We start from the raw sequence: 14,994 nt of genomic DNA, 5'->3' as shown, positions 1-14,994 counted from the left end.
CCTCGAGCAGGGGGCCTCGGCACGTCCGCGCGGGCACGAGCCACCGGGCGGCCGCCGGGGCGCGAGCCACCGGGTACGCAGCCGGGGCGGGCATGGGAGAACCCCCGAGCGAGAAGGGGCGCTCGGGGGTTCCGGGGTGGAGGAAGCGGATCAGCCGGCGAGGGCGGCGACCGCCTTCTTCCACCGGGTTTGGTCGCGGGCCTCGCGGGGGGACACCACTTCGGCGAAGCGGACGGTTCCGGTCCCGTCGATGAGGAAGGTGCCGCGGTTGGCCATCCCGCCCTGGTCGTTGAAGACGCCGTAGGACTGCGCGACGGCTCCGTGCGGCCAGAAGTCCGACAGGAGGGGGAACGTGAGGCCCTGCCGGTCCGCCCACGCCTTGAGGGTGAACGGCGTGTCCACCGAGACGCCGACGACCTGGACGTTCTCGTCGGTGTAGCCCGCCAGTTCGTCGCGGACCTGGCAGATCTCCCCCTCGCAGATGTGGCTGAACGCGAACGGGTAGAAGACCAGCAGCACCGGCCGGGCCCGCCACAGCTCGCTGAGCGTGACCGGTGCCCGGCCGGTGTCGGGGAGCGTGAAGTCCGGCGCCGCCGAACCAGCTTCAACCGCCATGAGACTTCTCCCTCATCCCTTGAGCGGGCTGGTCTGGTGCGAGAACAGCCGCAGCCCGTCGCCGGTCCGCACCACGATCCAGGTGACGCGGACCTGACGCTCGGGCGCCGTCTCGGTCTCGCCCTCCAGCAGGATGCCGCCCTGGCTGATGATCATCGCGGTGGTGTCGTCGAGGAACCGGACGGCCAGCGGCCAGCCGCGGACGCGCGCGCCGCGGAAGTAGCCCTCGAAGCCCGCCTTCATGTACTCGCGGATCTGCTGGCGGCTGGTGAGCTGGTCGTCCTTCATCAGCAGGCTGCCGTTGTCGGCGAAGGTGTCGGCGAAGAAGTCGGCGTCGTTGCGCTCCCAGCCCTCCTGGATGCGCATCGCGACGGTCAGCACGGCCTTCTCGTCGTCGCCGGTGAACTCGCGGTAGTACGAGGTGTCCTCTTCGATGCCCGCGGCGGCCAGGATCGCCGACGCGTCGCCCCACGCTGAAGCCATGGTGATCGTCTCCTTTACCAACGAAGGGTGGCGCCGGCGCCACNNTCCTCAGCACTCACCGACATCGGAATCCTCCTTGTCTGTTCCCGGTATTCACTGTCCCGCACCCGGACGCGCGGAGAGTCCTCTCCATTGCGCACAAAGAAGGGCCGGGACGACAGCGTCCCGGCCCTCCGCGGAGAAACGTCAGTACATGTCGCGCGGACGCCACCACTGGTACGGCGCGGTCTGCGGCCAGCCCTCCGGCGAGTCCTCCCAGAACTCCTGGCGCCCGTACGGGGTCAGGTCCAGCAGGTTGAGGTCCAGCCGCAGCTTGTCCAGGCCGCGAGCACTGGTGAAGTACGTCCGGTACACCTTCTCGCCGTCACGCAGGAACACGCTCAGCGTCGAGCCGGCGCCGGCACCGCAGTCGTCGTTGAACTCCTGATCGCACGACAGCCACTTCAGCGGCCAGCCCATGCGCTCCCGGTACTCCTGCAGCTGCGCCTGCGGGGCCGGCGAGACCAGCACCAGCCGGGTGTCGCGCTGCTCCAGGTGGTCCAGGTGCGGCAGGTTGTCCGCCACCGCGGAACAGCCGGGGCACCGGTGGTCCGACCCGGCCTCCATCATGAAGTGGTAGACGATCAGCTGGCGCTGCCCGTCGAACAGGTCGGCCAGGCCGACCTTGTCGCCGGCGGCCGTGACGAACACGTAGTCCTTCTCGAAGGCGACCATCGGCTGACGGCGGCGCTCGGCGGCCAGCGCGTCGAGGATGCGGGTGACCTCCTTTTCGCGCGCCATCAGCTTTTCGTGAGCGATCTGCCACTCTTGCGGTGACACGATCTTGGGAAGGCTCATTTGTCCTCTCCTCGAGGCGATTCAGGTTGCCTTGTGCAGGTAGATCGATTTGTACTGGAAGAACGTGTCGAAGCCCTCGGGTCCCAGCTCGCGGCCGAGCCCGCTGGCCTTGACACCGCCGAACGGCGCGCCCAGGTCGAGGTCGTAGTAGTTGACCCCGACGCTGCCCGAGCGCACCCGCCTGGCCACGGCGATCCCCTTGTCCACGTCGGACGTCCAGATCGTGCCGCCCAGGCCGTATTCGGAGTCGTTGGCGATCGCGACGGCCTCATCGACGTCACGGTACGGGATCACCGCGAGCACCGGCCCGAAGATCTCCTCGCGCGCGATGGGGTCGCTGTTGGCCACGTCGGCGAAGACGGTCGGCCGGACGTACCAGCCCCGCTCCTGCTCCGCCGGGACGCCGCCGGCCACCAGCCGCGCGCCGCTGTCCTGCCCGAGCCGCACGTAGGACTCGACGCGCTCGCGGTGCCGCGAGCTGACCATCGGGCCGATCTGCGTCGTGCGGTCGAGCGGGTCGCCGATCTTCAACGCCTTCGCCAGCCCGGCGACCGCGTCGACCACCTCGTCGTAGCGGGAGCGCGGCGCCAGGATCCGCGTCGAGATGTAGCAGGCCTGCCCGCTGTTGAGCAGCGCGCACGAAGCGAGCCCCTGCGTGGTGGCGACGAGGTCGGCGTCGTCGAGCACGATGGCGGCCGATTTCCCGCCCAGCTCCAGGGTCACCGGCCGCAGCAGCCTGCCGCAGATCTCGCCGACCTTGCGCCCGGCCGCGGTCGAGCCGGTGAACGCGACGCGGTCGACGCCCGGGTGCGACACCAGGTGCTCGCCGATGTCCGCGCCACCGGTGACGACGTTCAGCACACCCGGCGGCAGGCCCGCCCGATCGGCCGCGGCGGCCAGTTCCAGCGCGCCGAACACCGTCTCCGGTGCGGGCTTGAGCACCACCGTGCACCCCGCGGCGAGCGCGGGCGCGACGGTGAACATGGTGATGGGCTGGGGGAAGTTCCACGGCACGACCACCGCGACCACCCCGACCGGCTCGCGCCGGACGATGGTCTCGCCCATCCCGTCGAACCGTTCGCGCCGGTCCTCCAGCACGGTCCGCCGGGCCAGCCCCGCGTGGTAGCGGAGCAGCCCGATCGGCGCGCCGCCCTCGCTGGGCAGCGCCACCGAGATCGGCGTTCCGTTCTGGACGGACGTGGCGGTGGCCCGCTCCGGGACGGTTTTCTCCAGCTGGATCGCGAAGCGCTCCAGCAGTTCCGCGCGCTCCTCGACCGGCAGGCCGGTCCACGACGGGGTGCCGAACGCACGACGCGCCGCGGCGACCGCGGCGTCCACATCGGACTCCGAGGCGAGCGGCGTGGTGCCGTTGCGCTCCCCGTCGGCCGGCGAGATCGCCGCGATCGTGCCGCGACCGGGTCTGCGCCATTCGCCGTCGACGTACAGGGCGTGGTAGTCGTAACTCATGGGACCTTCTCCCGGGGAAAGGCCCCGGCGGACCACGGGGTCCGCCGGGGCTGGAGAGCGCCGGCTCAGTTGATCGGCGTCTCGATCACTTCTTCGGCGGCCGGCCGCGCCTGGACGACCGGCCCGGCCGGCTTCGGCTTGCCGGGCGCGAACAGCGCCACGGCCGTGCCGAGCAGCGCGACGATGCCACCGAGCACCAGCGCCGCCTGGAAGCCGGACAGCGACGCTTCGGCCGACTCGAAGCTGCCGTTGGCCGCGAAGGCCGCACCCAGCGCCACGACGCCGAACACCCCGCCCAGCTCGCGCAGCGCGCTGTTCACACCCGACGCCACGCCGGCGTCCTCCGGCGGGACCGACGCGAACACGAGGTTGATCGTGGTGGGCAGGCACATCGCGATGCCCGCGCCGCCCAGGATCAGCGGAACGACCATGCTGCCGTAAGCGACGCCGATCGAGGTGACCAGGCCGATCCAGAGCAGGCCGATGCCCAGCAGCGCGAGGCCGGCGATCATGAACGGCTTGCTGCCGTGCTTGTCGGCCAGCTTGCCCGCGAACGGCGCCACCACCAGCGGCATCGCCGTCCACGCCAGCAACTGCAGACCGCTGACCATGGCGTTGCTGCCCAGACCGAACTGGAACAGCTGCGCCAGCACGAACAGCGCACCGATCAGGGCGAAGTGCTGGAGGAACGCGGAGATGTTCGCCACGGTGAACCCGCGGTGGCGGAAGTACTCCATCGGGAGCATCGGGTACTTCGCCCTGAACTCCCACGCCACGAACGCCACCAGCAGCACCACCCCGCCGAGCACCGAGCCGTAGGCCTCGAACGCACCCCAGCCGATGGACGGCGCGCGGACCGCGGCCCAGACCAGCCCGAACAGGCCGGCCGAGGCGAGCAGCAGGCCGGGCACGTCGATCTTCGGACGCGGGCCCTTGCTCTCGCGCAGCAGCACCGCGGAACCGACGGTGGCGGCGATCCCGAACGGGACGTTCAGCCAGAAGATCCAGTGCCACGAGATGCCCTGGGTGACGATGCCGCCGATGACGGGGCCCGCCGCGATCGCGATGCCCGCGACGCTGCCCCAGATACCCATGGCGGCGCCACGCTTCTCCGGCGGCGTGGCGTCGGCCAGCAGCGCGAGGCTGACCGGAATGGACACACCGGCGGCCACGCCCTGGATGACCCGGGCGATGATCAGGATTTCGATGGTGCCCGCGGACGCGGCCATGATCGACGCGATGGTGAAGGCGGCCAGGCCGATCACGTACGTCCGCCGCCGCCCGAACCGGTCGCCGAGCGCGGCGCCGGTGAGCATCAGGCAGGCGAACGCCAGGTTGTAGGCGTTGATCGTCCACTCGAGGTCGGCGAGATCCGCGCCCAGGTCGACCTTGATCGTGGGTATGGCGGTGACCACGACCATGACGTCCAAAGAGGTCAGGAACGCGCAGACGGACACCAGCACCAGCGCCCAGCCCGGCCGCAGAGGACGTTCGGTCCCGCTAACTGCACTCACGGTGGCACCTCCCTGCGGTCCGGTCCCGAAGAATCACCGTCATCACAAACTCCATTCGTCGCGTTCCCCCCGGCACCCGGTGCGCCGGCGTGGTTCTACCGTTCCTTCACCAGCCGCCCGAACGCCTGCAGTTCGGCGATGTAGAGATCGGGCACCTCCATGGCGGGGAAGTTGCCGCCGCGGTCGTACTCGTTCCAGTGCTGGATCGTGGAGAACTCGCGTTCCGCCCAGCGCCGGACCGGCTTGAACGGGGCGTGGGGGAACACCGCCACCCCGAGCGGCATGGTCAGCTCGAAGTAGCGGCCCGCGCCCGGCGAGATCGGCAGGAAGTCGACGCTCTCGTAGTAGAACTGCCCGGACGAGCCGGCGGTCTCGGTCAGCCAGTAGATGGCGGGGATGGCCAGCACCTTGTCGCGGTCGAACGCGTCCTCCGGCAGCCCGCCGCGGGTGTCGGCCCAGTCGCGGTACTTCTCGATCACCCAGGCGAGCTGGCCGACCGGCGAGTCGCTGAGCCCGTAGGCGACCGTGTGCGGGCGGGTCGCCTGCAGCTTCATCGAGCCGGACAGGATCTTCGCGAACGTGTCCGACTTGCCCCAGGAGTGCTGGTCGGCCTCGCTGAGGCCCTCCAGGTCGGCCGGGTCGTCGCCGGGCGCGGTGACCAGGGTGTTGAGGTGCACGGCGAGCACGTGCTCGGCGTCCTGCAGCCCGAGCACCAGCGCCACCCCCGAGCCGAAGTCGACGCCCTGGGCGATGTAGCGCTCGTAGCCCAGCTCCGCCATCAGCTGCGCCCAGGCACGGGCGACGCGCTGGGTGTTCCAGCCGCCTTCCGGTGCCGGGCCGGAGAAGCCGAAGCCGGGCATGGACGGGATGATCAGGTGGAACGCGTCGCCGGGGTCGCCCCCGTGGGCGCGCGGGTCGGTCAGCGGGCCGATCACGTCGAGGAACTCGACCACCGAGCCGGGCCAGCCGTGCGTGATGATCATCGGCGTGGCGTCGGGCTCCGGCGAGCGCACGTGCAGGAAGTGGACGTTCGCCCCGTCGATCGTGGTGGTGAACTGGGGGAACGCGTTGATCCGCTCCTCGACCTTCCGCCAGTCGAACTCGGTGCGCCAGTACTCGGCGAGGTCCTTGAGGTAGTCGATGGGCACGCCGCGGTCCCACCCCGCTTCGGGCAGCCCGACCGGCCAGCGGGTCTCGGCCAGCCGCCTGGCCAGGTCGTCCAGCTGGGCCTGGGGGATTTCCACGCGGAAAGGTTGCATTTTTTCGGCGCTCCAATCACGGGGTGGCGGCTCCGGCCCGCGGAGCCAGACCACCGGTCTTAGGATCGCGGGCAAGACGCCGGATATCATCTTCGAAAGTGCTCTGCGCCCGAAGGCTGTGGAAAAGCACCGCTCAGAGGTAGTCGGTGTTCGGTTCGAGACCGCACAGCAGCCGGCCGTACAGTTCCAGGTTCGTGTCCGGGTTGGTCAGCGCGTGAATGGCGACCGCGTTCACGTCGCGCTGGATCCGGGTGATCGGCACGTCGTGGAAGATCGAGGACCCGCCGCTGATGGTGGCGATGAGGTCGACGGCCTGCTTGCACAGCTGCGCGACGCGGCCGAGCTGCACCCGCGAGGACGCGCGCTCGGTGATCGTCCACGACTCGCCCGTGACGAGCTTTTCCTCGACGAGGTCGGCGAACCGGTGCGCCCGGGTCTCGGCTTCCTCGATCAGCAGCCCGGCCTCGCCGAGGCGGATGTGCGTGATCGGCGCTTCGGCCTGGCTCGGGTAGTGCGTGTAGGAAATGCCGCGGCCGGGCAGCCGGTCGAGGAAGCTTTCCAATGCGTACTTCGCCGCGCCGATGAGCTGGCCGGCCGTCGCGACGGTCGACGTCACCAGCATCGGGGTGAGGTGGTAATTGGGCTTCACCGAATTGACGGCGGATTTGCACTGGTCCGTGAAGAAATCGGCGGTCTTCACGATCCGGGACGACGGGACGAACACGTCGTGCGCGGTCACCGTGACGCTGCCGGAACCGGGCAGGCCGTGGGTGTACCAGTCGTCGACGATTTCCAGGTCGGAAACCGGGATCAGCGTGGTGATCGGGCCGTCGGCGGCCTCGGGGCCGTCCGGTACCGCCGCGGTGACCTTCCACTGCGCGTGCAGGATCCCGCTGTTGAACCGCCAGGTGCCCGAGATCCGGTACCCGCCGTCGACCTTCGTCGCGGTGCCGGTGGTGGCGAGCGTGCCGCAGACGCGCACGTTCTCGGTGGCGAAGACCTCGTCGAGCACCTCGTCGGGCCAGAGCCCGGCCATCCAGTTCAGCAGCGCGTAGACGGACACGCAGAAGGCCGCGGAACTGTTGCCGCGCGCGACTTCCGCGTGCACGTCGATCAGGGTGTGCGCGTCGCTTTCGTAGCCACCGTACTGCTTCGGCGCCTGCATCTTGAGGATGCCGGAGAGCTCGATGGCTTCGACCACGTCGTCGGGCAGCCTGCGGTGCTCGTCGATCCAGAGCGCCCGCGACCGCAGCAGCGGCACCAGCTTGGACGCGCTCTGAACGAGCTCGTCCCTCGTCGGTGTCTGTGACATTGTTTTCCTCCGCGCCTCGACCGGTGCTTGCACCTATCGTGCGCGCCGGTGAGAATCCCGGGCATCTCTTCGAATGCGGGGTTCACCGGTGTCCACAAGAGACAGACGAGATCGCGCGCGGGCCTACGGGGCCAGCAGCCCGGCCAGGCCCTCGTACCCGGTTTCCTTCAGCCGCAGCCCGGACTTCGTCGCGTACGCCGCGTCCGCGCGGATCCCCAGCCCTTCCACCATGCGGTTCATGAAGTTGAACAGCGCGCACACCAGCACCGCGTCGTGCAGCGCCCGCTCGTCCCAGCCGGCGGCGAACACGGCTTCGGCGTCGGCGTCGGTCATCCGGGACGGCGTCCGGGTCAACTTGCCGACGTAGGCCAGCACGGGCCGGAGCTTGTCGTCGACCGGTGCCGTCGCGAGGTCGTCGAGGGCCGCGGCGAGCAGTCCCGCGGGCACGCCGAACGCCTCGGCGGTCACCGTGTGGATGCCGTGGCAGTAGTCGCAGTCGTTCAGCCCGGACACGTAGGCCGCGATCAGCTCGCGTTCACCCTCGGTGAACGGCGATTCGCCGCGCAGCACCAGCTCGTGGAAGGCCAGCAGGTGCCGTGCCGGGCCCGGGTGCGCCTGGAACACCTGCAGCAGCGTGGTTTCCTCCGGCAGGGACTTCAGGTACGACATCAGGTGCCTTCCGTTTCGTCGGCGTGCCGGTCGGCGAGCGGGTCCACGTCCGCCCGGCGCAGCGAGCACGCGGTCAGGTAAGCGATCGTGGCCGCGCCGGCGCCCGGCACGGCCGCCGCGGCCGCCGCCTGGGCCGCTTCCCACTCACGGCGCAACGCGCCGGGAGAAGCTGTCGAGCTCCCGTGGCCGGCGAACGCACGCAGCTCCCGCCAGCACTCGGCGCCCGAGGCGACCAGCGCGGCGAACCCGAACCCGCCCGCTCCATGGCGCGCCTGGTCGACCACCTGGGTCACCAGCGCGGCGTCGTCCGCCAGCCGGGCGAGCCCCAGGCCGGCCAGCAGCCGGTCGGCGTCCAGGCCGAGCAGGACGACGCCGGCTTCGACCGAGGCGGGCGCGTCGACGTCGGGCAGCACGAACCGCAGGTCACCGCCGTCAGACATCGGCCGTCACCCGCAGGTCGACGGCGGCGCCCCGCAGCCGGGCGGCCACCGCCGCGGCGACCCGGGCGGTCGCCACCCGGTGCCCGTCGATGTTGCGGGCGGCCGGGCCGAGCACCATCCCCGCCGCGGCCCCGACGACCGACACCTCGGGCGCGTGCCGGTAGGACAGCGTCGCCTCGTCCAGGTCCGGCCAGCCGTCCCGGGCCCCGACGAGCCCGGCGGGCAGCAAGCCGGTCCCGATCGACGGGATCGTGCCGAGCGCCAGCACGACGTGGTCGGCGTCGACGCGGCGGCCGCTCTCCAGCCGCACCGCGGCCGTCCCGGTGACGCCGGAGGAGACTTCCTTGACGGCTTCCCCGCGGTGCACGACCAGGCGGCCTTCGGCTTCGGCCCGTTCGAGCAGCGGCCGGAACTCGAACATGACGGAGGCGCGGCGGAACTCGGCGGTGAGGTCGAGGCGCTCGGACCAGCCGACGCCGTCGAACCGCTTCCGGCCCTCGGGCCGGAAGAAGGTGGAGTTCACGTCGGCGCACTGGTAGTGCTCCCGGACTTCGCGCAGCACCCAGTGCACCTCGCGGCCGCCGTCGAGCGCCGCGGCGAGGAGGTGGGCCGCGGTGAGCCCGGCACCGACCACGATCTGCCGCTCGCCGGGGCCGGGCGGCGGCTCGTCCCAGTACGACACCGCGGCGGGCGGGGGGCCACCGCCCCACCACCGCTCGGGGGCGGTCCGGCGTTCCTCACCGAGGCACAGCACGACGTGCCGGGCGCGGACGGTCGAGCGGGTCGTGTGCACGGCCACCCCGTCGCCGTCCGGGCGCACCCCGGTCACCGAGGCGCTCCACAGCTTGTCCCGGACGTGGTGGGTGACCGCGAGGTGGTCGGTGTAGGCGTGGAAGACGTCGACCGGCACGACGGACCGGTGACCGGCCTGCGCCATCCGGATCTCGCGGCGCTCGACCGGGGTGAGCCGGCCCCAGTGCAGCCGGGCGAAGTCGAGCAGCTCGCAGTCGCGGAAGCCCTCGACGCCGGGGTGGTGTTCGTACGGCGACCGCAGCACCCGCTGGTCCAGCCGGTCGATGCGGTCGAAGAACCGGCCGCACGAACGGCCTTCCCGGTCCAGCACGACCAGCTCGGTGACGCCGTGGTGCCAGAGCGCGGACGCCACCGCCAGCCCGGCCGGGCCCGCGCCGACGATGACGACGTCCGCGGTGGCGGGCGGGACCGGGTCCCGTGGCGGCCGCGCCGGGGCCGCCGGCCGGGGCCAGTGCCGGCCGCGCGGCGACTCGAGCAGCCGGGGCTCGGGGATGAACTTGATCACCGGTCCGTTCCGTCCTGGCCGCTCAGCCGATCACGGTCACCGGCACGATGAGCTCGATCACCGGCCGCTGCCGCATCCCGTCCGCGACCAGCTCGTCGAGCGTCTGGCGCGACTTCTCGGCGCTGTCGGTGGCGATCGGGCTGTAGCGCGAGTAGAAGTAGGTCGGCTTGCGGCCGCCGGTCTCCATCGAATAGGTCTTCAGCACCGTTTCCCCGGGGCGGACCTCGCCGTCGTAGAACGTGAGGCGCCGCTGGTCGGGGGTCATGAAGCTCTTCGCGAACTGCGGGGACATGAGCATGGCGTCATCGACGAAGGTCGACTCCTCGTCCATCACGGCCTGCATCGCGACCCAGGTCTGGTCGGTCAGGTTGGTCTCGGCCTTGATCACCTGCCACCGGCCGGCTTCCGGCAGGCTGATGCTCACCGAGACGTCGTGGTCGGTCGTGTCGATGGCGCCGGTGACCATCAGCACCCGCCGGGCCAGATCGGCCGTACCAATCATCTGGATGTCGCGCGCCCGCACGCGACTGGATACGTCAAGGCCGGGCAATTCTGGTGACGACACGGTACAGCCTCCTCGTTATTCAAACCCCCGAAATAACGGTCTGACCTGCGACCTCATGGCAGGTTTTCACACCGCCGAAGACGCTGTCAAGATGAGGAATGCACGGTCGCACGAGGCGCATTTTGTGACCGATCGGACCGGCGATTGTCTAGCCCGTTCAGCCCAGCCGGGTCGCACAGCGTGACCACGGCCGCTTCCTTCACTCGGGCTCGGCCCCTTCGGGGTGCGAGGCGCGGACGCCGAGGTCGTCGTCGATCGCCCCGACGTACCGGATCTCGAACGCGGAGTGAGCGCGCTGAACCATGATCTTCAGCACGAGGCCCGGTTTCACCATAACCAGAAAATTACCCGGATCGCGGGGGTCGCCGAAAATGTCGTAGACCAGGAAAGCAGATCCGTCGCCCACGGCGAACAATGCCTCGTAAACAATGTTCCGCTCCGCTTGCGGCGCCGACTCGGCCCACCGTTCGAGCACCTCGTCGCCAGCAGTGAGCTGGAGGCGCATCGCCATCCGCCGGCCTCCCAACCGAGTGTCCGACCGGCTCCGGGCAGGCCCGTCCGCCGGCGGCGCCGGTGACACCCCGGCCCGGACCGTACGAGTATCGCGCGGCCGGATCCGGAGGTCATCTTCGATAATGCGACCGGTTCAGTTGTAGCCGAGGACGATGTGTTCCCGCAGGTATTCGCGTTCCCGGGGAAGCACGCTTTCCGCCTCGGGGGCCGCCTCCAGGTGCCGGCTGCCCAGAGCTTCCGGGCCGGCGGCTCGATCGGGCGTCGTGGTCTCCATGGCTCCTCCATTCCGTCGGTTCGTCGATGGGTGACGTACACGATCGGCCCACGGGATCGAGGAATTGCCGTGAATCGGTCATGCGCCCAGGGTGCGCAGCGCACAAGTGGCCGCGTACCGGCCCGCTGGGGTGCACTGGAAGCATCGACGACCCGGAAGGAGCACCGTGACGACCTCCCACCACCCGCCGGACAACCACCTCAGCGCGGCCGAGAGGCAGCGAACGTGCGCAGCGTGCGGCCGCCCCTTCGAGCCGGGCGGCCGCACGGGCCTGGAAGCGTTCCTGGACGGCGAAGTCCACTACGCGGCGGTCCACGAGGGCTGCAGCACCCACCCGGCGGCCCGCGAGAGCACGATCGCCGGAAAGCTGCGCCGGATGCGCGCCGCGGAGGCAGCCTGACCGGCCCCGCGCCCGCGGTCCGGCCGTCCGGCGGCCGGACCACGAGCACGCTCCGCCGGCTCCGACGGTCCACAGTGGACGCCGGACTCCGGACAGCACAACGTGCTCCGCCATCCGGCGGAGCACGTGCCTGCCCCGGTCTGCACAACGGCGGCCCGGTGGTCCGGGGAGTCACCACCCGATCGGCGCAACCGAACCGGCGCACGCCACAGCGCGGCCGGTGCCATGCGGCCACATCGACCGGCCCGCCACCACCCGGTCAACACAACCGAACCAGCGCGCGCCACAGCCCGGCCGGTGCCACGCAGCCACATCGACCAGCCCACCACCACCCCGTCAGCACAACCGAACCGACACCCACCACAGCCCCGTCGGCCGCGGACCCGGTGAGCGCGACGTACCCCGCGCCCGCAGCTCCCCTCAGCGCGGCAGGCCCGACAACCGCCACGCGCCGGGGCCCGGCCGGGGTGGGCCCGGGTGCGATCGGGACGGGTCCGCCCAAGGGCCCTGCGGCGTTTCTCTCCGCGCACCCTCACCGCGGGTCACCACCGCCAGGGCCACCAGCAACGCCGCGAGTTCCGTGTCGTGCGGGTGGCCTCGCACCACGATCCGGGTTGCGTCGTCCTTCGTCACCGGGCCTCCCGCGGTCCGTCAGATCGGCTGGTTGCCGTGCTTGCGGGCCGGGGCGGGCTTGCGCTTGTCGCGGAGCATCGCCAGGCCCCTGGCCAGTGCCGCGCGGGTCTCCGCCGGGTCGATGATGTCGTCCACCAGGCCGCGCTCGGCCGCGTACTCGGCGTTCAGGTACTCCTCGGTGTACTCGCTGACCAGCTGCGCCCGCAACGCCGCCGGGTCGGGCGCCGTCGCGAGGTCGCGGCGGTGCAGGACGTTCACCGCGCCCTCCGCGCCCATCACCGCGATCTGGTTGGTCGGCCACGCCAGTGACAGGTCGGTGCCGATCGACCGGGAGTCCATCACGATGTACGCGCCGCCGTACGCCTTGCGCAGGATCACCTGGATGCGCGGGACCGTCGCCTCGCAGTAGGCGTGCAGCAGCTGCGCGCCCTGGCGGATGATGCCGCTGCGCTCCTGCTCGACCCCCGGCAGGAAGCCCGGCACGTCCACCAGGCTGACCAGCGGGATGCCGAAGGCGTCGCAGAACCGCACGAACCGGGCCGCCTTCTGCGACGCCGGGCCGTCCAGCACGCCCGCGAAGACCGACGGCTGGTTGCCGACGAACCCCACGACCCGGCCGTCGATCCGGGTCAGCGCGCACAGCACGTTGCGGGCCCAGCTCTCGTGCAGCTCGAAGAACTCGCCGTCGTCGGCGAGCTCGGCGAACACCTCGCGCATGTCGTACGGCCGGTTCGGCTCGGCCGGCACGATCTCCGCGAGCCGCGGCCGGTAGTCGTCGCGGGCGCCGATCTCGGCGGTTTCCGGCGCCGGCTCGAGGTAGTTGGCCGGCAGCAGCGAAACCAGGTACCGGACGTCGGCGAGGCAGCTCTCCTCGTCGTCGTGCACCACCGTCGCGACACCGGAGTACGACCCGTGGACCTCCGCGCCGCCGAGTTCCTCGTGCGACACGAGGTGCCCGCTGACCGCCGCGACGACGTCCGGCCCGGTCAGGTACATCCGTGAGGTGTCGCGGACCATGAACGTGAAGTCGGCCAGCGCGGGCGAGTACGCCGCGCCGCCGGCGCACGGGCCGAGGACGACGCTGATCTGCGGCACCACCCCGGACGCCTCGACCTGGCGGCGGAAGATCCCGCCGTACCCGTTGAGCGCGAGCACGCCCTCCTGGATCCGCGCGCCGCCGCTGTCGTTGAGACCGATCACCGGGGCGCCGTTGGCGATCGCGAGGTCGAGCACCTTGTGGATCTTCGCCGCGTGCGCTTCGCCGAGCGAACCGCCGAACACGGTGAAGTCCTGCGCGTAGACGAACACGCGCCGGCCGTCGATGGTGCCGGAGCCGGCGATCACGCCGTCGGTGTGCGGGCGGTTCCCGGACAGGCCGGGACCGGCCGCCTGGTGCCGCCGGTAGGGCTCCAGCTCGAGGAAGGAGTCGTCGTCGAGGAGCAGGGCGAGCCGCTCGCGGGCGGTCAGCTTGCCCAGCGAGTGCTGCCGGCGGACGGCGTCGAGCCGCCCGTCGGCGATGTGCGCGCGCAGTTCCTCGCGCCGCTGCCGCAGCAGCGGCATGTCCGGCGCCGCGGGCGGTTCCGCGCCCGCGGGCCGGGTCAGCGAGATCACCTGCGCCTCGCCCGGCTCGCCGGCACGCACCGGCCGGGACCGCCGGCTCCCGTTCGGGACCGGCACCACCTCGGCGTCGTCCGACCGCCGGGCGGCGTTGTCGTGCGATCCGCTCACGCGGCATCCCGGGCCCGTGCGAGGTCGTCCCGCTCGATCTCGGCGACGATGTCGGACCACACGATGCCGCGCCCGAGCCGGGGCATCGGCCGCACCGGAACCTCGGCGGGCTCGGGCACGAGCCGCACGTGGTCGCCCGAAGCGGTGGCGTCGCTGGCAGTCATATCGGGACCTCCTCGGTCGAGGTGCCCCCGGCCTACCCGGGAGCGGCGGGCAAATCAGCGGGCACGCCCGGCGGCGGGCGAGGCGACGAACCCGGCGGAGCTCGCGCGGCCCGCCTGCCGGGCGGTCAGCACACCGGCGCCGTGCAGCCAGCGGACGGTGTCGGTCACCGTCGTGGCCGCCGGGCGAGCCGGGACTCCCGCGTCCGGGGCGGTGGGGGCGACCGGCTCGGCGACGGCGCAGACGTGGATCGCGCCGTGCTCCGCCGGGATGTGCCACGGCCACACCCGCTGCAGCAGCCCGCCCAGGCGCCCGACCGGGGTCAGGAGCGCGGGCGGGAGGAACACCGCCGGCAGCCGGCGGCCGGTCACCGTGCGGACCAGGTCCAGGTAACCGCGGGTGGTCACGAAGTGGCCGGGCCCGAAGTAGGCGGGCCCGGCCGGCGCCGGGGCCGTCAGCACCGCGGCCAGCTGGGCGGCCGTGTCGCGGACGTCGCCGATCGGCAGCCCGCCGGACGGCCAGAACGGCATCAGGCCGCGCAGCAGGTCGCGCAGGCGGGCGTTCTGGTCGCCCAGCCGCGGGTCCTCCGGCCCGAGCAGCGCCGGCGGGTAGACGATCGTCACCGGGACACCCTCGTCGCGGTGACGCCGCGCGATCCGCTCCGCGGCGGCCTTCGCCGCCAGGTACGGCTCCCGCGACGTGCCCACCGGCGTCTCCGGCCCGATGCTCCCGGCCGCCGGGTACAGCGCACCCACGGTCGAGACGTGCACGATCCGCCCGGCGCCGGCGGCCCGCGCGGCCGCCA

General features: G+C 71.7%; 18 protein-coding genes. 1 reads left to right on the top strand and 17 read right to left on the bottom strand.

Annotation, left to right across the window (positions count from 1 at the left end; all coding sequences use genetic code 11):
* Window positions 1–150 precede the first annotated feature (150 nt).
* From CCN39_RS28765 to CCN39_RS50300, 13 genes are all read right to left on the bottom strand, one after another.
* A complete protein-coding gene (locus CCN39_RS28765; RefSeq protein WP_086847184.1) occupies window positions 151–615 on the bottom strand; it encodes a peroxiredoxin in 465 nt (154 codons plus the stop codon).
* A gap of 12 nt (window positions 616–627) precedes the next feature.
* Complete coding sequence (locus CCN39_RS28760; protein ID WP_086847182.1) at window positions 628–1,098, bottom strand: SgcJ/EcaC family oxidoreductase; 471 nt, start codon at window positions 1,096–1,098, stop codon at window positions 628–630.
* 186 nt (window positions 1,099–1,284) lie between these two features.
* A complete protein-coding gene (locus CCN39_RS28755; protein ID WP_086847180.1) occupies window positions 1,285–1,935 on the bottom strand; it encodes a DUF899 domain-containing protein in 651 nt (216 codons plus the stop codon).
* 21 nt (window positions 1,936–1,956) lie between these two features.
* On the bottom strand, window positions 1,957–3,402 hold the full coding sequence (locus CCN39_RS28750) for an aldehyde dehydrogenase (protein ID WP_086847177.1): 1,446 nt from the start codon (window positions 3,400–3,402) through the stop codon (window positions 1,957–1,959).
* A gap of 65 nt (window positions 3,403–3,467) precedes the next feature.
* A complete protein-coding gene (locus CCN39_RS28745; RefSeq protein WP_086847175.1) occupies window positions 3,468–4,916 on the bottom strand; it encodes a DHA2 family efflux MFS transporter permease subunit in 1,449 nt (482 codons plus the stop codon).
* Between the two features lie 95 nt (window positions 4,917–5,011).
* Window positions 5,012–6,175, bottom strand: a complete 1,164-nt coding sequence (locus tag CCN39_RS28740) for an epoxide hydrolase family protein (protein ID WP_086847173.1) — start codon at window positions 6,173–6,175, stop codon at window positions 5,012–5,014.
* Window positions 6,176–6,308: 133 nt separating this feature from the next.
* Window positions 6,309–7,487: an acyl-CoA dehydrogenase family protein gene (locus tag CCN39_RS28735; protein ID WP_086847171.1), complete on the bottom strand. Its 1,179-nt coding sequence runs from the start codon at window positions 7,485–7,487 to the stop codon at window positions 6,309–6,311.
* Between the two features lie 123 nt (window positions 7,488–7,610).
* Window positions 7,611–8,156, bottom strand: a complete 546-nt coding sequence (locus tag CCN39_RS28730; protein ID WP_086847169.1) for a carboxymuconolactone decarboxylase family protein — start codon at window positions 8,154–8,156, stop codon at window positions 7,611–7,613.
* Window positions 8,156–8,596 carry a DUF6187 family protein gene (locus tag CCN39_RS28725; RefSeq protein ID WP_086847167.1) on the bottom strand — a complete coding sequence of 147 codons (441 nt, stop codon included), beginning with the start codon at window positions 8,594–8,596 and terminating at the stop codon, window positions 8,156–8,158. Before CCN39_RS28725 ends, CCN39_RS28730 begins: the two co-directional genes overlap by 1 nt.
* The gene (locus tag CCN39_RS28720) at window positions 8,589–9,914 is read right to left on the bottom strand and encodes an FAD/NAD(P)-binding protein (RefSeq protein WP_086847165.1); all 1,326 of its coding nucleotides are present in this window, start codon (window positions 9,912–9,914) and stop codon (window positions 8,589–8,591) included. The genes CCN39_RS28725 and CCN39_RS28720 overlap by 8 nt, the downstream gene beginning before the upstream one ends.
* 22 nt (window positions 9,915–9,936) lie before the next feature.
* Entirely contained in the window at window positions 9,937–10,416 is a 480-nt protein-coding gene (locus tag CCN39_RS28715) for a DUF6423 family protein (protein WP_167455205.1), read from the bottom strand.
* Between the two features lie 262 nt (window positions 10,417–10,678).
* Entirely contained in the window at window positions 10,679–10,990 is a 312-nt protein-coding gene (locus CCN39_RS28710) for a DUF6235 family protein (protein WP_086847161.1), read from the bottom strand.
* 135 nt (window positions 10,991–11,125) lie between these two features.
* Window positions 11,126–11,266 carry a hypothetical protein gene (locus CCN39_RS50300; protein ID WP_158104560.1) on the bottom strand — a complete coding sequence of 47 codons (141 nt, stop codon included), beginning with the start codon at window positions 11,264–11,266 and terminating at the stop codon, window positions 11,126–11,128.
* A gap of 166 nt (window positions 11,267–11,432) precedes the next feature.
* On the opposite strand from CCN39_RS50300, the gene CCN39_RS28705 reads away from it, so the two are divergent.
* On the top strand, window positions 11,433–11,666 hold the full coding sequence (locus CCN39_RS28705; RefSeq protein ID WP_086847159.1) for a hypothetical protein: 234 nt from the start codon (window positions 11,433–11,435) through the stop codon (window positions 11,664–11,666).
* Window positions 11,667–12,086: 420 nt separating this feature from the next.
* Here the strand turns inward: CCN39_RS28705 and CCN39_RS51955 are convergent, their stop codons facing one another.
* The 4 genes from CCN39_RS51955 to CCN39_RS28690 all read right to left on the bottom strand — a co-directional run.
* Window positions 12,087–12,269 carry an acyl-CoA carboxylase epsilon subunit gene (locus CCN39_RS51955; RefSeq protein WP_279629590.1) on the bottom strand — a complete coding sequence of 61 codons (183 nt, stop codon included), beginning with the start codon at window positions 12,267–12,269 and terminating at the stop codon, window positions 12,087–12,089.
* Between the two features lie 48 nt (window positions 12,270–12,317).
* The gene (locus CCN39_RS28695; RefSeq protein ID WP_086847154.1) at window positions 12,318–14,027 is read right to left on the bottom strand and encodes an acyl-CoA carboxylase subunit beta; all 1,710 of its coding nucleotides are present in this window, start codon (window positions 14,025–14,027) and stop codon (window positions 12,318–12,320) included.
* Entirely contained in the window at window positions 14,024–14,191 is a 168-nt protein-coding gene (locus tag CCN39_RS50800) for a DUF6222 family protein (protein WP_167455204.1), read from the bottom strand. Before CCN39_RS50800 ends, CCN39_RS28695 begins: the two co-directional genes overlap by 4 nt.
* A gap of 54 nt (window positions 14,192–14,245) precedes the next feature.
* The coding region (locus tag CCN39_RS28690) for an NAD-dependent epimerase/dehydratase family protein (protein ID WP_086847152.1) at window positions 14,246–14,994 on the bottom strand (749 nt) is incomplete at its 5' end.

The sequence above is a fragment of the Amycolatopsis kentuckyensis genome (assembly GCF_002155975.1).
Classification (GTDB): domain Bacteria; phylum Actinomycetota; class Actinomycetes; order Mycobacteriales; family Pseudonocardiaceae; genus Amycolatopsis; species Amycolatopsis kentuckyensis.
The sequence above is the reverse complement of the archived record's forward strand: the minus strand, read 5'-3'. Positions and strand labels throughout refer to the sequence as shown.